The sequence below is a fragment of the Streptomyces sp. NBC_00075 genome (assembly GCF_045041225.1).
Classification (GTDB): domain Bacteria; phylum Actinomycetota; class Actinomycetes; order Streptomycetales; family Streptomycetaceae; genus Streptomyces; species Streptomyces adonidis.
Map to the genome: position 1 here is coordinate 4,167,080 of NZ_CP108243.1, position 17,745 is coordinate 4,184,824.

Sequence of the window (17,745 nt, forward strand, 5' to 3'; positions counted from 1 at the left end):
GTAACTGCTCCAGGGAACCTACGTACGGGCTCTCGTCCAAGAACGACCAAGCCGATACGCATAAGAACGCCCAGGTTACCCGCGCTGCCCCGGACGGGTCAAAACGAGGTGCGGGCTGATACGTATGAGACGCCTCGGCACAAGGGTTGTACGGCGTCTAGGATGCGCGCATGAGCTTTGGGCAGGGGGGACCTCAGTGGGATCCCTGGAAACCGAATACCCCGCAGCAGCCGTGGGACGACCAGGGCGGCCGGGCCCCGCAGCAGCCGTGGGGTGGTCAGAACGCCGGTCATGCCCCCGACTGGGCGGCGCTCGCCGAGGCGTCCGAGACCCGTAACAGACGCAAGAGACTCCTGCTGATCGTCGGGGCCGCGGTGGCCACCGTCGGCGTGGGCGCGGCCGTCGCCATGGCCGTGGTCAACGCGGACGGAAACACCACGGCCTCCAACAAACCGACCTCCGACCTGCCCGCCACCGCGGACATCCCGAGCGACACCGCCTCGGCGGCGCCGTCGTTCGAGCCGACCAGCGCGCCGCCGCCGCTGGACCCGAAGGACTTCATAGCCAATGTGAAGAAGGACACGGCGCCCCTGGCCCCGGAGATCCTCTTCCCCGGTACGCAGCTGACGATGGGCGAGCGCCTCTACAAGAAGGGCCCGACCGCCGACACGAAGAACTGTGCGTCGGCAACGAAGGGCACCCTCCCGAAGATCCTCACGGACAACAAATGCACGCGCTTCCTGCGCGTCACGTACAGCAAGGACGGCGTCGCGGTGACGGTCGGCGTGGCCGTCTTCAACAGCGAGGCCCAGGCCACGAACGTCAAGACCACGGCGGACAAGAAGAGCATCGTCGAGTCCCTGTCCGGCGGCGGCGTTCCGACCTTCTGCCGCGCGGCGATCTGCCGCTCGACGACCAACTCCTACGGCCGCTACGCCTACTTCACGATCGCCGGTTTCACCAACGGCAAGGACGTGACGACGAAGAGCACGGCGGTCTTCACCACGGGCGACGACCTCGCCGAATTCGCCTTCCGCCAGATCCGGCGGCGCGGCGAGGCCCAGGCCTCGGCGGCCAGCCAGTAGGACGGGCCGGAACGCAGCACTCCCCTTTTCGATGGCCGACGATCACTGATCGTCGGCCATTGAACGTCGGCCGTGAATCGCCGATGGTTGATCACCCGCGAACTGTCTCGTGTACCGAATCACGTACCGACTCGCGTACGGATCAGGCCCAGGGGGGACCATTCATGACCACGCACGACTCCGTCACGTCCAGACGCCGGATGCTCGCCGCGACCGCCGGTATCGGCACCGCCGCCCTCGCCACCACGGTGGCCGGCGCGGGCGAGGCCGCCGCCGCGGAGACCCCGGCGGGCTGGCTGAACGTACGGGACGCGGCGTACGGAGCACTCGGCGACGACGCGGCCGACGACCAGCCGGCCATCCAGAAGGCGATCGACGTGGCAGGTCAGGGCGGCACCGTCTACTTCCCGCCGGGCAGGTACCGCATCGCCTCGCCCCTCAGGCTGACACTGGGCGTGACGCTCCGCGGCGACTGGAACCCGCACTTCCCGGACCGCACCAACATGACCGGCTCCTACATCCGGCCGGCCGTCGGCTACTTCGTGGGCGACGCCCTGATCACCGTCGACCCGGCCCCGGTGCAGGACACGTACTACGACTCCGCGCACGGCGGCGGGCCGCGCCTGTACGGCCTGGCGCTCAAGGGATGCGACGGGCTGCGCAACCGGATCGTGAACACGGAGAACGGCCCCATCACCGCCGTCCGGATCAACCCCGGCGTCAAGGACGTCGGCATGGACAAGGTGACGATCTGGCGGTTCTCCGGCGACGGTGTCAACGCCCAGAACGGGGCCGCGTTCCAGTTCGACCAGGTGCACTGCACGGGCGCCGGCGGCCACGGCTTCACCTGGGGCGACTCGGCCGGCACCGGCGGCGGCCTGGTCGACGCCGACCTGTTCCAGTGCTACTCGCAGGGCAACGGCGGCCACGGCTTCGACATCCTCAACCCGAACGCCGTGACCATGGTCGACTGCCGCGCCGAGTGGAACACGCAGTACGGCTACCACGTCACCGGCATCAACTACTCGATGGTGATGGTCGGTTGCAACACCGACCGCAACGGCAAGGACGGCTTCCACCTAGCCACGTCCGCCGGTGGCCGCTTCCTCCAGCTCCTGGGCTGCCTCGCGAAACGGGACGGCAAGAGCGCCACGGACGCGGCCGGCTTCAGCGTCACCGGCGAAGCCGCCGAGGGCGTCGTCCTGACCGGCTGCTCCACCTCGATCGGCCGCAACGACGACAACACGGGCGACTTCTCCCCCGCGTACGGCATCACCACCTCGGCCCTGAACTCCGCGAGCTGTGTCTCGGTGGTCGGCGGCGAGTACGTCGGCACCACGGCCCCCTTCAACGACGCCGGCGCGGTCGTCGTACGGCACAGCGGGGTCACCGCGGGCACCCGGACCGACGCCGGCATCGTCTGGGACAAGTCCGACGCGCACATGGTGTCGGGGGTCGCCGGCACCACCCGTGACGTGCAGTTCTGGTCCCGTGGCAAGAACCGCCGCTGGGCCCTGCGCACCACCGACACGGCCGAGTCGGGCTCCGGCGACGGCTCCGACTTCGCCCTCGTCCGGTACGCCGACGACGGCACCGCCCTGGACACCCCGGTCACCGTCAGCCGGGGCTCCGGCCGCATCACCCTCGGCCAGGCGGGCACCAGCCCCGGAGTCGTCGTCAACGCGAGCGCCAGCCCCGGCGTGAACCTCGTCCAGACCCGCGCCGCCGGACAGGGCTACGCGGTCACCGGCGCCGACACCGCCTCCCGCGCCTTCCAGTCCCAGGTCACCGGCGACTCGGTCAACCGCTTCGCCGTCGACATCTCCGGTACGCAGACCTTCGGCCCCGGCGGCTCCACGGGCCGGGACACCAGCTGGGGCCGCCTCGGCGCGGCCCAGGTCGGCAGCTCCGACTCGGACCTCGTGGCGGGCCTGGCCGGCAAGGGCCTGCGGGTGAAGGAGGGCACCAACGCCAAGATGGGCACCCTCATCCTGAACGGCGCCACGGCGGTCACCGTCGCCACCACGGCGGTCACGGCGACGAGCCGCATCTTCCTCACCGTGCAGGCTCCGGGCGGCAACCCGGCCGGAATCGCGTATGTCTCGGCCCGTACGGCCGGTACCTCGTTCTCCGTCAAAGGGGTCGCGGGCGACACCTCGACCGTCGCGTGGTTGATCGTGGAACCGGCGTAACGGGCGGGCGGAGGGCGCGAAAAGGACGTAACAGCCCAACGCGACCGCACCCCAAGAGTGACTTGGTTAACTTTTGGGCACATCGACCTCACAAACGTTCCATGCACTGGACATACATGCGAGGATCACGCTTCTATTCAGCCATTTTTGGGTGCCCGGGGGGGCTTCTGAACCGGAAGTGGCTGATGACGCCAATGAAGGCGTCGGGGGGCATGGATCCCGTCGTGACCGTGCCGTGGCGCGCTTCGGCGTGCCACGGCACGGGATCGGTGATGCCTCGACCGCGCCACCGATCTCACGGGGAGCTCCGCAGCAGCCATGTCCTCAACAGCCGTTGACGATGGAGTACCGCTCTCGCGGCACAACGCCAAACTGGCGAAACGCACCGCCGCGTGGAACCCCGGCATCCTGCCGTTCCTCATCCCGCTGGTGGGCCTGACCGTCTTCAGCCTCTGGTCGTACACACCCAGCGACTCCCCGCTGGCCTGGCTGATCACCATCGCCTGGGCGCTGCCCGTCCCGGGTGTGCTGGTGTCGATCCAGGGCTTCGCGCTGATCCGCCGCCGGACCCGCAAGGCCCATCTGATGACGCCGCCCGCGCCGGTGGAGCAGGACTTCCTGATCACGCTCGTGCCGACCATCGGCCGCCACGACACCTACCCGGCGCTGGAGCGGTCCGTCCTCTCCTACGTGGAGCACCTGCCGGAGTGGTTCCCGTACATGCGTGTGGACGTGCTCACCGAAGAGGGCTGCGAGGCCGCCGAGCGGATCGACGCGCTGGCCGCTAGCCACCCGTGGATCCGCGTGGTCACCGTCCCGAAGGCGTACCAGACGAAGAACGGCACCCGCTTCAAGGCCCGCGCCAACAACTACGCCCACGAGCTGCGCATCGAGGAGGGCGAGGCCCTGGAGAACGTCTGGGTGCTGCACATGGACGACGACACGGGCGTCGGCCCCGACACCGCGTCCTCGCTCGCCCAGTTCATCAACCGCCAGCGCCGTGCCACGCCCGAAGAGGTCAAGCACATGGCGCAGGGCATCCTGGCCTACCCGCGGGAGAACGCGGTCAGCATGTTCACGTGGTTCGCCGACGCCATCCGCCCGGCGGACGACATCGCGCGGTTCCGCGCCTTCACGGGCCTGGGCACACCGGCCGCGGGTGTACACGGTGAGCTTCTTGTACTACGCGCGTCGATCGAGGCCGAGATCGGCTGGGACTTCGGCCCCAAGGAGATCGTGGAGGACGCCCGGCTGGCGCTGACGTTCTGCCGGATCTACCCGGGCCGCAGCGACTGGTTCAACGGCCGCTGCTACGGCGCCTCGCCGTCCAACACCAAGGACTTCGTCAAGCAGCGCGAGCGCTGGGCCTGGGGCCTGGTCGCCCTCTGCTTCAACCGCCAGGTGCCGCTGCGCTACCGCTGGTTCCTGACGGTCTGTGTGACGAGCTGGATCCTGGGCCCGCTTCAGCACGTCGGCACGATCATCTTCGTGGCCTGGTTCATCGGCGACATGAACACCTCACCCGTGACCCAGTCGGTCGTCCTGCTGTGGTCGATCAGCTTCGCCTATGTGATCTGGGCGTACTGGGAAGGGCTGCGGCTCAACGCGATCGCCTCGGCGAACGGCAGGCGCAAGTGGTGGGAGCCCATCGCGGTGCTCCTGATGCTGCCCCTGTTCTCCTTCGTGGAAGGGCTCGGCGGCATCAAGGGCCTCTGGAAGTTCATCCGCCGCGAGGAGAACAAGTTCGTCGTCATCGCCAAGCCCGCCTGATCCGGAAGAGACCGACATCTCATGAAGAGCGCCCGCCTGCCCCTGCTCGCCGTGCTGCCCGTCACCGTCATCTCCTTCGTGATCGCGGTCCCCTTCGTCGCCGGTGACCATCCGCTGCGCTGGGAGTCGGGGTCCCTCCTGCCGACCCTCGTCCTCAAGGGCGAGGACACCGGCGGACCGAAGGCCCCCTCGTCGTCGGCCACGGACGGCACCACCGCCCCGGGCACCTCCGACTCGGCCACGGCCGGCACCGCCCGGGTGGCCAAGGAGTGGAAGGAGGGCATGCCCCAGTGGGGCGTCCAGATCTACTGGGAGGACAACCCCGACCACGACCTCGAATACATCGAGAAACAGGCCAAGCTGCACTCCGACTACCTGGTCGGCCTGCACGCCAACTCCGTCAGCGTGAGCTTCCCCTTCTACACCGGCGACCTCACGTCGACGAGGATCAGCGGCGGCGACAAGACGCCCACCCCCGACCGGCTCGCCCGGGTCCTGCGGATCTTCCACGAGGCCGGACTGCGCACGACCGTACGGCCGATCATGGACGAGAAGTCCCTGGACGTGGCGAACGGCGGCTGGCGCGGCAAGATCGAGCCCGCCGACCGCGACGCCTGGTTCGCCTCGTACGAGAAGTTCCTGACGCCCTATCTGAAGGCGGCGCACGGCGCGGGGGCGACGACCTTCGTCATCGGCACCGAGCTGAACTCCATGGAGGGCGACCCCCGCTGGGAGGCCCTGGTCGACTCCGCCGAGAGCACGTTCTCCGGTGAGGTCTCCTACGACGCCAACTGGGACAACTACGTCTCCGGTCGCATCGACATGCCGGTCAGCCACCTCGGCATCGACGCCTACTTCCCGGTGAAGGTCCCGGACACCGCGCCCGTGAAGACGCTGGTCGACGGCTGGAACAAGTGGCTGGACAAGAAGGCCACCGGACCACTGCCCCACATCACCGTCGCCGAGGCCGGCATCGGCGCGATGAACGGCGCCTACCACGCGCCCGGCGACTTCTACACCAAGCGCGCGGTCAACCCGCAGGTGCAGGCCAACTGGTACACGGCCGTCTGCCAGGTGGTCCAGGAACGGAAGATGAGCGGCGTGTACTGGTGGTCGGTCTACTTCGACGACGACCCGAACACCAAGCCCGACGAGAAGGTCGCCTCACGGCTCGACTTCGCCGGCCGCCCTCTCTCCGAGAAGGCCATCAAGTCCTGTTTCACCTCTGCGTACGCAGGGCCCGGGACCGACACCGCAAGCTGACCGAGCGAGGCAATCATGCAAGAAGCCATCATTCTGGTGGGCGGCAAGGGAACTCGTCTGCGCCCCCTGACCAACCACACCCCGAAGCCGCTGCTCAGCGTGGCGGGCTCGTCCTTCATCCGGCACCAGATCGCCAAGCTGATGGACGCGGGTGTCGAGCACGTGGTGTTCGCCACCTCGTACCTCGCCAGCCTGTTCGAGGAGGAGTTCAAGGACTTCTCCCAGGACCTGAGGATCTCGTACGCCGTCGAGGAGGTCCCGCTCGGCACGGGCGGCGCGATCCGCAACGCCGCACGTCTGCTGCGCGGCACCTCCACGGACGCCCCGGTCCTCGTCCTGAACGGCGACATCCTGTCCGGCGTCGACCTGCCGGCCCTCCTGGAGCGGCACGAGGCCCGGGAAGCGGACGTCACCCTGTACCTCACCCGGGTACCCGACCCGCGCGCCTTCGGCCTGGTCCCCACCGACGAGACCGGCCGGGTGCTGTCCTTCCTGGAGAAGCCGAAGACGGCCGAAGAGTGCGTCACCGACCAGATCAACGCCGGCTGCTACGTCTTCCGCCGGTCCGTCCTGGACGCCATCCCGGCCGATCGCGAGGTCTCGGTCGAGCAGGAGACCTTCCCGCAGCTCGTCGCCGGCGGCGGCCGCGTCTTCGGCCACACCACCGACGACTACTGGCGTGATCTCGGCACCCCGCTGGCCTTCGTCCACGGCTCCGCCGACCTGGTCACCGGCCTGGCGGCCTCGCCCCTCGTGGGAGCACCGGCCGAGGCGCTGATCCATCCCACGGCGGCCATCGACCCGACGGCCCGTGTCACGGGCGGCTCCACGATCGGCCCGTACGCCGTCATCGGCCCCCGGGTGGTCGTCGACCGCTCCATCATCGGCGGGAACGTCACGGTGGAGGAGGGCGCCCGGATCCATGAGTCCGTGGTCGACCACGACTCCTCGATCGGCGCCGAATCGTTCCTCCGCGAGGTGGTGGTCGGCTGCCACTCACACGTCGGCGCACAGAACGAACTCCCCGCCCAGCTGCGCCTGTCGTGCGGCATCCGCATCCCCGCCCAAGGGGTCCGCGTCAGCGGCACGGCCGCCGCCTGCCTGACGACCCACTGAAGCAGCGCCCCGATAGGGGCGCGGGGCTGTATCGATATGCGGCTCCGCCGCATGGGCGCGACCAGCCACGACGGACCCGCAGACACCAAACAACCCGCCCGGACAGTTTCTGGAGAACCGTGACCCGCCACCGCTCATCGGCCCCCGAGAGCACAGAACGCCTGCGTAAATACCGGCCGGACATCCAGGGCCTGCGTGCCGTAGCGATCATGATGGTCGTCAGCATGCACTGCGGCATCCTCGACATCCACGGAGGCGTGGACGTCAGCTTCGTACTGAGCGGCTTCCTCATCGGCAGCCAGCTCCTCGCCGAGATCGACAGGACCGGCAAGGTCTCGCTGACCAAGTTCTGGGCCCGCCGCTTCCGCCGGCTCGCCCCGGGCATGACCGTCGTCATCCTCGTCACCGCGGTCCTGGCCTGGGTCTACGCGAGCCCCCTCCGGTTCCGCGACACCATGGAGGACGGCTTCGCCTCCTCGCTGAGCGTCATGAACTGGCGGCTCGTCGAGACGGGCACCGACTACTTCGCCAACGACGGCACGCAGTCCCCTTACCAGCACTTCTGGTCGCTGGGCATCGAGGAGCAGTTCTATCTGGCCGCCCCGATCGTCCTGCTCGTCACCGCGTGGCTCAGCCGCAAGATCTTCCGCAACCGCGCCCTGGTGGGCCTGTTCCTCATGACGGTAGTGGCCGGCTCCCTCTACCTCTCGGTAACACAGACCAAGTCAAACCAACCCCTCGCCTACTTCGGCACCCAGGCCCGCATCTGGGAACTCACCGTGGGCATCCTGCTGGCCCTGGGCGCACCCCTGCTCTCCCGCATGAACCGAGGGTTCGCGGCGTCCGTCTCCTGGCTGGGCCTGGCCACCACCATCGGCACCGCGCTCCTCATCACCCCGGAGACCCCGCTGCCCGGGTACGCGGTGGCCGGCCCCGTCCTGGGCGCCACCATGATCATCGCGGGCGGCTGTGCCGCTCCCACCTTCGGTGTGGAACGGCTCCTGGACAACCCGGTGCTGAACTCCGTCGCCAACGTCAGCTACGGCTGGTACCTCTGGCACTGGCCGATCCTGATCCTCTGGCCTGACATCACCGGCCACGACCTCACCTACTCGGACCGGTTCCGGGTCGCCTCGCTGTCACTGATCCTGGCGTACGCGATGTACCACATCGTCGAGTTCCGCTTCCGGAACAACGCCCAGCTGGTGGCCCGCCCCTGGAAGGGCGTCTTCGCCGGCGGCACGGCCGTGACCGGAACGGCTGGGGCCGCGGCCTTCGCGATGACGATCCTGCCGCTGAACCTCGCGGGCTCGGCCGGGGCCGCCAGCTCCGAGACGGTCGGGTACAGCAACACGGACTCGGTACGAAGCGCCGTGCTCCAGAAGGAACTCTCCGGGGCCGCCCAGGGCACACTGGCGAAGTCTCCCGACGACAAGACCCACTACGGCTGCATCGACAACACCGATGTCGAGACGTTCAAGATGCGCGACAACTGCGTCATCGGGGATCCGCAGGGCGCGACCACGATGGTCGTCATCGGCGACTCGCACGCCTGGCAGTGGGGCGACGCCTTCAACGAGATCGGGCAGAAACTCGACGCCAAGGTCATCACCATGGCGAAGGGCGGCTGCTCCCCCGAGGTCTACTCGATCAAGAACCCGGAGCTGAACCGCGAGTACTCCGAGTGCGACAGCTGGCGGGAATCCGCGTTCGAGCAGATCAAGGACCTCAAGCCGGATGTCATCGTCGTCACCAACCGCGTCCGGCAGGAGGCGACCGAGGCCGGTGCCGAGAAGGCCTTCCAGGCCTTCCAGGACTCGGGGGCCAGGATCGTCTACCTGACGGACACCCCGCAGCCCGGCCGGAACGTGCCCGACTGCCTCGCCACCCACACCGACGACATCCCGGCCTGCAACCCCACCCAGGACCAGGCCATCGAGTTCCCCGCCTTCCGGGCCATGGAGCAGAAGGTGGCCAAGCGCCACGGCGCCGAGATCATCGACACACTGCCCGTGTTCTGCGCGGACAACGTGTGCCCGACGGTGATCGGCGACCAGATCGTCTACTTCGACTCCAGCCACATCACGGCCGGCTACGCGAAGTCCCTCGTCCCGTTCCTCCAGCCGACCTTCAGGAAGGTCCTGGCCGGCTGACCCCGTACACCTCGCCCCGCACCCGGCGGGCCTGAAGCTGCCGCTCGGCCAGCAACTCGTCCGCCGGATAGGCGACTTCCTCCAACGTCAGCCCGTACGGCCGCACCACATGCACTGCACTGTCCCGCACCCGGGCGTCGAGCACCCGCCGAGGCCACTCCACCCCCCGATGCCCGTCCCCCACGAACAACAACGCACCCACCATAGACCGCACCTGGTTGTGACAGAAGGCGTCGGCCCGCACCTCGATCTCGACGACCCCGTCCAACCTCCGCCGCACCCCGAAGTCAAGAACCTCGCGAACAGTGGAAGCGCCCTCACGCTTCTTCGCGTAGGCGGCGAAGTCATGCTCCCCGACAAGGGACTTGGCGGCGGCGTCCATGGCAGCGACGTCCAACTCCCAGTCGTGCCAGAGCACATGGTTACGCAGCAGCGGATCGACCCCACCAGGCCGATCACCGACCCGATACACATACCGCCGCCACAGAGCGGCGAACCGAGCGTTGAACCCCACGGGCGCCTCGGCAACCCGCCACACCCGCACATCTCTGCCGAGCCGCCCGGCAAGCCGCTTGAGCAGCTTCTCCTGATGCTCGCCCCACACCTCGACAGGCAGATCGACATGGGCGACCTGCCCCCGGGCATGCACGCCGGCATCGGTACGCCCGGCAACGGTCAGCTCGTACGAGGCACTGCCGGACCTCGTCACAGTCCGCAGGGCGTCCTCGATCTCCCCCTGCACGGTCCGCCGCCCCCCGGCCTGCTTGGCCCACCCGGAGAACGCGGTCCCGTCATAGGACAGGTCGAGCCGCACCCGCACGAACCCGGGCTGCACATCGTCACTCACACAGAGATCCTCTCAGGTACGGAAAAGCGGGCCCGCCCCTGGAAAGGAACGGACCCGCCAACGCGCCCCGTAAGGGGCGCGGGGAACTGCGCGAGCAACCACGACAAACCCGCAGCCGCAACCGAACAGCACCCCGCAGACGTTTAGGCGTCCTTGGTCTCCTCAGACGCCTCAGCCTCGTCAGCCTTGGTCACATCAACCTTGGCGTCCTCGACCGGAGCCTCGACAACAGCCTCGGCGTCCTTGGCGGCACGCTTGGTCGCAGCCTCGGCCTCACCCGTCGCAGCCTGCGCGACAGTCAACGCCTCCACCAGCTCGATGACAGCCATGGGCGCGTTGTCGCCACGGCGGTTACCGATCTTGGTGATACGGGTGTAACCACCCGGACGGTTCTCGTAGCGCGGGCCGATCTCGGTGAAGAGCGTGTGCACGATGCTCTTGTCCGTGATCACCTGAAGCACCTGACGGCGGTTGTGAAGGTCGCCCTTCTTGCCCTTGGTGATCAGACGCTCGGCGTACGGACGCAGCTTGCGCGCCTTCGCCTCGGTGGTCGTGATGCGACCGTGCTCGAAGAGCGACTTCGCGAGGTTCGCAAGAAGCAGCTTCTCGTGCGCGGCACTGCCGCCCAGACGGGCACCCTTGGTGGGCTTCGGCATGGTCTTTCTCCTAGGTGTCTGCCCCGGCCGTATCAGGTACCGAGGTCAGTGTCCGAGCAGGCGATCGCCTGTCGAAGATCCGGAGCGCCAATTCAGCACGCCCCGGAGAATCCGCGCCCCAAAGGGGCGCGGGGAACTGCGCGACCAGCCACAACGGCCCCGCAGCCGAAAACGGATCAGTACTGCTCAGTCTCCACGAACCCGGCATCGGCGTCGTCGTCGGCACCAAAGGCGTCGGCAGCGGCAGTCGGGTCAAATCCAGGCGGCGAGTCCTTGAGCGCAAGCCCCATACCCGCAAGCTTGGCCTTGACCTCGTCGATGGACTTCGCACCGAAGTTACGAATGTCGAGCAGATCAGCCTCGGAACGAGCCACGAGCTCACCCACGGAGTGGATGCCCTCACGCTTGAGGCAGTTGTACGACCGAACGGTGAGCTCGAGCTCCTCGATCGGCAGCGCCAGATCAGCGGCCAGGGCGGCGTCCGTCGGGGACGGACCCATGTCGATGCCCTCGGCGTCGATGTTCAGCTCACGGGCGAGCCCGAACAGCTCGACGAGCGTCTTACCGGCAGAAGCCATGGCGTCACGCGGACGCATGGCCTGCTTGGTCTCGACGTCGACGATCAGCTTGTCGAAGTCGGTGCGCTGCTCGACACGAGTCGCCTCGACCTTGTACGTGACCTTCAGCACCGGCGAGTAGATGGAGTCGACCGGAATCCGACCGATCTCCTGACCCACCTGCTTGTTCTGCACGGCGGAGACGTAACCACGGCCACGCTCGACCGTCAGCTCCATCTCCAGCTTGCCCTTGCCGTTGAGCGTGGCGAGGACGAGGTCGGGGTTGTGCACCTCGACACCGGCCGGCGGCGCGATGTCAGCGGCGGTGACGAGACCGGGCCCCTGCTTGCGCAGGTACATGACCACGGGCTCATCGTGCTCACTGCTGACGACGAGCTGCTTGATGTTGAGGATGAGGTCGGTGACGTCTTCCTTGACACCGGGCACGGTGGTGAACTCGTGCAGAACGCCATCAATACGGATGCTGGTGACAGCCGCACCGGGGATGGAGGACAGCAGGGTCCGGCGGAGGGAGTTGCCGAGGGTGTAGCCGAAGCCCGGCTCCAGCGGCTCGATGACGAACCGGGAGCGGAACTCGTCGACGACCTCTTCGGTCAACGAGGGACGCTGAGCGATCAGCATGTTGTGAATCCTTCAGTCATGGACACCCACTATTTGATGCCCGACTAGTACTACAAGGGTACGGGCGGCACGGCTCAGAAGAGCCATACCGCCCGAAACCCAAGACAAGCGCAGATCAGACGAGCTGATCAGACACGACGGCGCTTGGGCGGACGGCAGCCGTTGTGCGGGGTGGGGGTGACGTCCTGGATGGAGCCGACCTCAAGACCGGTGGCCTGGAGCGAACGGATCGCGGTCTCACGACCCGAACCCGGACCCTTCACGAACACGTCAACCTTGCGCATGCCGTGCTCCTGCGCGCGGCGGGCGGCCGACTCGGCGGCCATCTGCGCGGCGAAGGGGGTGGACTTGCGCGAGCCCTTGAAGCCGACGTGGCCGGCGGAGGCCCAGGAGATCACGTTGCCCGAGGGGTCCGTGATCGAGACGATGGTGTTGTTGAACGTGCTCTTGATGTGAGCGTGCCCGTGAGCGACGTTCTTCTTTTCCTTGCGGCGCACCTTCTTGGCAGCGCCCTGACGACCCTTGGGGGGCATCTAAATCTCCTACGGGGAGGTGGTCGGTCCTACAGCGAAGACCGCTGATGAAGCGTTGTCCGCTGCGGACTACTTCTTGCCCGGCTTCTTCTTGCCGGCGATGGCGCGACGCGGGCCCTTGCGGGTACGGGCGTTCGTGCTGGTGCGCTGGCCGTGGACGGGCAGGCCACGGCGGTGGCGAATACCCTGGTAGCAGCCGATCTCGATCTTGCGGCGAATGTCGCCCTGGATCTCGCGACGGAGGTCACCCTCGGTCTTGATGTTGGCGTCCACGTACTCGCGGATCGCGACGAGCTGCTCCTCGGAGAGGTCCCGAACACGGGTGTTCGGGTCGATGCCCGTCTCCGCCAGCGTCAGCTGGGACAGGGTCCGGCCGATGCCGAACACATAGGTGAGGGCGACCTCCACACGCTTTTCGCGCGGGATGTCAACACCGGAAACGCGTGCCATTCAATGGCTCCAGTTGTCGTTCGGAGGTCTTCCACAAGGTCGTTTCCCGGCTCGCCGTACGAGGTACGAACTGGGTCCCCGGCCTCCGACCGGGGGTATCAGGCGCGAACGTACACACACCTGGACCCTGCGTATGAACAAGTACTGCTACTACTGCTCGCGTCGCGCGAATATCTGCGGATGCAGAAGGTAAGGCCTGTAGCGATTAGCCCTGGCGCTGCTTGTGGCGCGGGTTCTCGCAGATGACCATGACCCGACCGTGACGGCGGATCACCCTGCACTTGTCGCAGATCTTCTTGACGCTCGGCTTGACCTTCATGGGGTGAGGTTCTCCGGGTCAGTTGCCGGCGGCCCCGCGAGAAAACACGGGACGTAGGCAAGATCTACTTGTATCGGTAGACGATCCGGCCACGCGTCAGGTCGTACGGAGACAACTCCACCACGACCCGGTCGTCAGGGAGGATGCGGATGTAGTGCATACGCATCTTGCCGCTGATGTGTGCCAGGACCTGGTGGCCGTTCTGGAGCTCAACCTTGAACATGGCGTTCGGAAGAGACTCGACGACAGTGCCCTCGATCTCGATGGCACCTTGCTTCTTGGCCACGCTTCGCCCTTCGAATCGACTACCTTGATCGACTCCCTTGCGTCCCCTTAACGAGGCGCATGCGGACATGCGGGTGCACGAGAGCCGACGAGTCAGTCTACGTCAGCGCACCCGGAAAGACGAATCGAGGAAGAATGCCCCACACCCATGATCCTTAACCAGATCAGCCACACGAACGAGACCCTGGAACACGACAAAACCGGCCTTGGCGGGGCCCTACCCCAGCCCGTCCGGCGCCTGAGGACGAGGCCGTCCAGGCCGACGGGAGGTCCAGGGGCGCAGCCCCGGGCGCCGAGACGCAGGGGACACACCAGGGGCCGGGGCGCCGCCCCGAGCGGCGTGCAGGGGACGCAGCCCCGCCGGGGGTCCAGGCGACGCAGCCCCGCCGGGGGTCCAGGCGACGCAGTCCCGCCGGGGGTCCAGGCGACGCAGGCCCGAGCGGGAGTACAGGCGACGCAGGCCCGAGCGGGAGTACAGGCGACGCAGGCCCGAGCGGGAGTACAGGCGACGCAGGCCCGAGCGGGAGTACAGGGGGCAGCGCCCCGCCGGGAGGGGCAGGGGACGCAGTCCCCGCCGGGGTGCAGGGGCAGCGCCCCGCCGGGGTCCAGGGGGCCGTGCCCCCTGGCGGGGTCGAAGGGGCGGAGCCCCTGGGGATGGGACGGGTAGGGGCGGCGGGGGCGAAGAAAACCCTACGCCAGCGGATCCGGCGCAGCCGTAACGCCCAGCTCCGCCAACTTCGCCCGCCCCCCGTCGGGAGACGTAAGCACCAACACCCCAGCCTCAGTCAACGCCACAGAATGCTCCCAGTGCGAAGACCAGGTCCCATCCGTGGTAATGACCGTCCAGTCGTCCGCCAGAACCTCCGTCTTGGGCGTCCCCAGCGACACCATCGGCTCGATGGCAAGACAGAACCCGGGAACCAGCTTCGGCCCCTTCCCCCGCTTCCGCTCGACATAGTTCAGCAGATGCGGATCCATGTGCATCTCGGTGCCGATCCCATGCCCGCCATAGTCCTCGATGATCCCGTACCGCCCGCCACCCGCCTTCGGCTGACGCCGGATGTACGTCTCGATCGCCCGAGAGACATCGACCAGCCGGTTCCCCTGCTTCATGGCCGCGATCCCCGCCCACATCGACTCCTCGGTCACCCGAGACAGCTCGATCAGCTCAGGCGCATGCCCCGACCCCACGAACGCCGTGTACGCCGCGTCCCCGTGCCAGCCATCCACGATCGCACCGCAGTCGATCGAGATGATGTCCCCGTCCTTCAGCACGACCTCGTCGGACGGGATGCCGTGGACGACGACCTCGTTGACGGACGTGCAGATGGTCGCCGGGAACCCGCCGTACCCAAGGAAGTTCGGCTTCGCGTTGTGCTCCGCGAGCACCTTCCGAGCGACCTGGTCCAGATCCTTCGTACTGGCGCCGGGCACGGCCGCCTCACGAGTGGCCGCGTGGATGGCGGCGACGACAAGCCCCGCCTCGCGCATCTTGGCGATCTGCTCGGGGGTCTTGATCTGCACCATGGGAACGACGGCCTTTCCTGGACCAGGGGCGAACGAAGCGAACGACCACACATCGAAGATACAAAGATACGGGGCCACGCCCCCACGCAGCAGCCGCGGCCCCCCAGACAGGGAACCGCGGCTGACCCACGTACAACCAGAAGTACAAGCGGAGAAGTGCGACCGGAAGGACCTACTCGCCCTCGCCGTCGCCCTTCAGTGCGGCCATCGCCTTACCGGTGACGTCCTCCACCTTGCCCAGCGCCGAGATCGTCACCACAAGGCCCTGGGCCTTGTAGTAGTCGATGATCGGCTCGGTCTGGGTGTGGTAGACCTCCAGCCGCTTGCGCACCGTCTCCTCGGAGTCGTCGTCCCGCTGGTACAGCTCGCCACCGCAGACGTCACAGACGCCCTCGGCCTTCGGCGGCTGGTACGTCACGTGGAAGACATGCGCCGAGTCGTTACGGCAGATGCGGCGGCCGGCGATGCGCTTGACCACCTCGTCCTCGGGGACCTCCAGGTCGAGCACCGCGTCCAGCTTCATGGACTCGGCCTTGAGCATCTCGTCCAGCGCCTCGGCCTGCGAGACGTTCCTCGGGAAGCCGTCCAGCAGAAAGCCGTTCACCGCGTCGGACTGCTCCATGCGGTCCTTGGCCATGGCGATCGTGACCTCGTCGGGTACCAGGTTCCCCGCGTCCATGTAGGACTTGGCGAGTTTCCCGAGGTCCGTCTGCTTGCTGATGTTGGCCCGGAACAGGTCGCCCGTGGAGATGTGCGGGATCGACAAGTTCTTGGCCAGGAACGCGGCCTGCGTTCCCTTCCCTGCACCAGGCGGCCCGACGAGGACGATTCGCATCAGCGGAGGAACCCTTCGTAATTGCGCTGCTGGAGCTGGCTCTCAATCTGCTTCACGGTCTCAAGACCGACACCCACGATGATGAGGATGCTGGTCCCGCCGAACGGGAAGTTCTGGTTTGCCCCGAAACCAACCAACGCCATCGTCGGGACGAGAGCGATCAGACCCAGATACAGCGAACCCGGCCAGGTGATCCGGTTGAGTACGTAGCTCAGGTACTCAGCGGTTGGCCGGCCAGCCCGGATGCCCGGGATGAAGCCACCATACTTCTTCATGTTGTCGGCTACTTCTTCGGGGTTGAAGGAGATGGCGACGTAGAAGAACGCGAAGAAAACGATCAGCAAGAAGTACGTGGTGATGTAAATCGGGTGGTCACCCTTGGTCAGGTTCTGCTCGATCCACGTCTTCCAGCCGGAGGTGCCGCCGGAGAACTGCGCGATCAGCGCGGGGATGTAGAGCAGCGAGGAGGCAAAGATCACAGGGATGATGCCGGCCTGGTTGACCTTGAGCGGGATGTACGTAGAGGTGCCGCCATAAGACCTGCGGCCGATCATGCGCTTCGCGTACTGAACCGGAATACGGCGCTGAGCCTGCTCGACGAAGACCACCAGCGCGACCATGACGAGGCCGACGGCGATGACCGTACCGAACTCGATCCAGCCGTCCGCCAGGTCGCCCTGGGTCTTGATGGCCCACAGCGCGGACGGGAAGGTGGCGGCGATCGAGATGAACATCAGGATCGACATGCCGTTGCCGATGCCGCGGTCGGTGATCAGCTCACCGAGCCACATGACGACGGCGGTTCCGGCGGTCATGGTGACGACCATGGTGATGGTGACGAAGATCGACTGGTCCGGGACGATCTCGCTCGCGACCGGGCAGCCGCTGAAGAGCGCGCCGCTGCGGGCGGTGGCGACGAGGCCGGTGCCCTGGAGGATGGCCAGGGCCACCGTCAGGTAACGGGTGTACTGCGTGATCTTCGCCGTACCGGCCTGGCCCTCCTTCTTGAGGGCCTCCAGACGCGGGATGACCACGGTCAGCAGCTGGAGAATGATGCTCGCCGTGATGTACGGCATGATGCCGAGCGCGAAGATCGTGATCTGCAGCAGCGCGCCGCCACTGAACATGTTCACCAGACCGAACAGGCCCTGGTTGCCCTTCGCCACATCGATACACGTCTGGACGTTCGAGTAGTCGACACCGGGGATCGGGATGTGCGTGCCCACCCGATAGACCACGATGATGCCGAGCGTGAAGAGCAGCTTCTTGCGCAGGTCGGGCGTCTTGAACGCCCGGGCGAACGCGGTGAGCACGGTGCCTCCTGCGACCCCCGCGCTACTGCGTCAGAGGTGACGGTCTTGAGGTTCGACGAATAAGCGGACAGATAACTAACAGCCAAGAGGGGTCCGGAGTTCCTCGTGAGCACAACGGACTCAAATTGACAGTGCTGGCCACCTTACCGGCGACCATGCCTCCCTTGGAACGACCAACCGGGGATACCCCATATGTGGGGTA

The 17,745-nt window shown here is 67.1% G+C and carries 16 protein-coding genes; 6 read left to right on the plus strand and 10 right to left on the minus strand.

What is annotated here, in order from left to right; translation table 11 throughout:
* Window positions 1-170: 170 nt before the first annotated feature.
* From OG787_RS17765 to OG787_RS17790, 6 genes are all read left to right on the plus strand, one after another.
* Window positions 171-1,085 (plus strand): hypothetical protein, encoded by a 915-nt coding sequence (locus OG787_RS17765; RefSeq protein ID WP_369030570.1) that lies wholly within the window; start codon window positions 171-173, stop codon window positions 1,083-1,085.
* 164 nt (window positions 1,086-1,249) lie between these two features.
* Window positions 1,250-3,277, plus strand: coding sequence for a glycosyl hydrolase family 28-related protein (locus OG787_RS17770; RefSeq protein WP_405535721.1), 2,028 nt, complete (start codon window positions 1,250-1,252; stop codon window positions 3,275-3,277).
* Between the two features lie 318 nt (window positions 3,278-3,595).
* Entirely contained in the window at window positions 3,596-5,047 is a 1,452-nt protein-coding gene (locus OG787_RS17775) for a glycosyltransferase family 2 protein (protein ID WP_369030568.1), read from the plus strand.
* Window positions 5,048-5,068: 21 nt separating this feature from the next.
* Entirely contained in the window at window positions 5,069-6,310 is a 1,242-nt protein-coding gene (locus OG787_RS17780) for a glycoside hydrolase family 113 (protein WP_369030567.1), read from the plus strand.
* 15 nt (window positions 6,311-6,325) lie between these two features.
* Window positions 6,326-7,426, plus strand: coding sequence for a sugar phosphate nucleotidyltransferase (locus OG787_RS17785; RefSeq protein ID WP_369030566.1), 1,101 nt, complete (start codon window positions 6,326-6,328; stop codon window positions 7,424-7,426).
* 119 nt (window positions 7,427-7,545) lie between these two features.
* A complete protein-coding gene (locus OG787_RS17790) occupies window positions 7,546-9,579 on the plus strand; it encodes an acyltransferase family protein (RefSeq protein WP_405535722.1) in 2,034 nt (677 codons plus the stop codon).
* Here OG787_RS17790 and truA read toward each other — a convergent pair.
* The 10 genes from truA to secY form a co-directional block, all read right to left on the minus strand.
* On the minus strand, window positions 9,557-10,426 hold the full coding sequence (gene truA / locus OG787_RS17795; RefSeq protein ID WP_405535723.1) for a tRNA pseudouridine(38-40) synthase TruA: 870 nt from the start codon (window positions 10,424-10,426) through the stop codon (window positions 9,557-9,559). The genes OG787_RS17790 and truA overlap by 23 nt on opposite strands.
* Before the next feature lie 143 nt (window positions 10,427-10,569).
* Window positions 10,570-11,082, minus strand: a complete 513-nt coding sequence (gene rplQ, locus OG787_RS17800; RefSeq protein ID WP_369030563.1) for a 50S ribosomal protein L17 — start codon at window positions 11,080-11,082, stop codon at window positions 10,570-10,572.
* Between the two features lie 176 nt (window positions 11,083-11,258).
* A complete protein-coding gene (locus OG787_RS17805; RefSeq protein WP_003966937.1) occupies window positions 11,259-12,281 on the minus strand; it encodes a DNA-directed RNA polymerase subunit alpha in 1,023 nt (340 codons plus the stop codon).
* 128 nt (window positions 12,282-12,409) lie between these two features.
* Window positions 12,410-12,814, minus strand: coding sequence for a 30S ribosomal protein S11 (rpsK, locus tag OG787_RS17810; RefSeq protein ID WP_003956432.1), 405 nt, complete (start codon window positions 12,812-12,814; stop codon window positions 12,410-12,412).
* A 69-nt stretch (window positions 12,815-12,883) separates the two neighbouring features.
* Window positions 12,884-13,264: a 30S ribosomal protein S13 gene (gene rpsM, locus OG787_RS17815; protein WP_006376031.1), complete on the minus strand. Its 381-nt coding sequence runs from the start codon at window positions 13,262-13,264 to the stop codon at window positions 12,884-12,886.
* Between the two features lie 205 nt (window positions 13,265-13,469).
* Entirely contained in the window at window positions 13,470-13,583 is a 114-nt protein-coding gene (gene rpmJ, locus OG787_RS17820) for a 50S ribosomal protein L36 (RefSeq protein ID WP_003998809.1), read from the minus strand.
* A 64-nt stretch (window positions 13,584-13,647) separates the two neighbouring features.
* A complete protein-coding gene (gene infA, locus OG787_RS17825; protein WP_003948620.1) occupies window positions 13,648-13,869 on the minus strand; it encodes a translation initiation factor IF-1 in 222 nt (73 codons plus the stop codon).
* A gap of 689 nt (window positions 13,870-14,558) precedes the next feature.
* Complete coding sequence (gene map, locus OG787_RS17830) at window positions 14,559-15,395, minus strand: type I methionyl aminopeptidase (protein WP_369030562.1); 837 nt, start codon at window positions 15,393-15,395, stop codon at window positions 14,559-14,561.
* Between the two features lie 172 nt (window positions 15,396-15,567).
* A complete protein-coding gene (locus OG787_RS17835; protein ID WP_369030561.1) occupies window positions 15,568-16,230 on the minus strand; it encodes an adenylate kinase in 663 nt (220 codons plus the stop codon).
* The gene (secY, locus tag OG787_RS17840; protein ID WP_369030560.1) at window positions 16,230-17,543 is read right to left on the minus strand and encodes a preprotein translocase subunit SecY; all 1,314 of its coding nucleotides are present in this window, start codon (window positions 17,541-17,543) and stop codon (window positions 16,230-16,232) included. The genes OG787_RS17835 and secY overlap by 1 nt, the downstream gene beginning before the upstream one ends.
* Window positions 17,544-17,745: the final 202 nt, after the last annotated feature.

What these genes read in the sequence shown, in the direction of transcription:
- OG787_RS17765 (WP_369030570.1), top strand. Translation starts at nt 171, where the DNA reads ATGAGCTTTGGGCAGGGGGGACCTCAGTGGGATCCCTGGAAACCGAAT.
- OG787_RS17770 (WP_405535721.1), top strand. Translation starts at nt 1,250, where the DNA reads ATGACCACGCACGACTCCGTCACGTCCAGACGCCGGATGCTCGCCGCG.
- OG787_RS17775 (WP_369030568.1), top strand. Translation starts at nt 3,596, where the DNA reads ATGTCCTCAACAGCCGTTGACGATGGAGTACCGCTCTCGCGGCACAAC.
- OG787_RS17780 (WP_369030567.1), top strand. Translation starts at nt 5,069, where the DNA reads ATGAAGAGCGCCCGCCTGCCCCTGCTCGCCGTGCTGCCCGTCACCGTC.
- OG787_RS17785 (WP_369030566.1), top strand. Translation starts at nt 6,326, where the DNA reads ATGCAAGAAGCCATCATTCTGGTGGGCGGCAAGGGAACTCGTCTGCGC.
- rplQ (WP_369030563.1), bottom strand. Translation starts at nt 11,082, where the DNA reads ATGCCGAAGCCCACCAAGGGTGCCCGTCTGGGCGGCAGTGCCGCGCAC.
- OG787_RS17805 (WP_003966937.1), bottom strand. Translation starts at nt 12,281, where the DNA reads ATGCTGATCGCTCAGCGTCCCTCGTTGACCGAAGAGGTCGTCGACGAG.
- rpsK (WP_003956432.1), bottom strand. Translation starts at nt 12,814, where the DNA reads ATGCCCCCCAAGGGTCGTCAGGGCGCTGCCAAGAAGGTGCGCCGCAAG.
- rpsM (WP_006376031.1), bottom strand. Translation starts at nt 13,264, where the DNA reads ATGGCACGCGTTTCCGGTGTTGACATCCCGCGCGAAAAGCGTGTGGAG.
- rpmJ (WP_003998809.1), bottom strand. Translation starts at nt 13,583, where the DNA reads ATGAAGGTCAAGCCGAGCGTCAAGAAGATCTGCGACAAGTGCAGGGTG.
- map (WP_369030562.1), bottom strand. Translation starts at nt 15,395, where the DNA reads ATGGTGCAGATCAAGACCCCCGAGCAGATCGCCAAGATGCGCGAGGCG.
- OG787_RS17835 (WP_369030561.1), bottom strand. Translation starts at nt 16,230, where the DNA reads ATGCGAATCGTCCTCGTCGGGCCGCCTGGTGCAGGGAAGGGAACGCAG.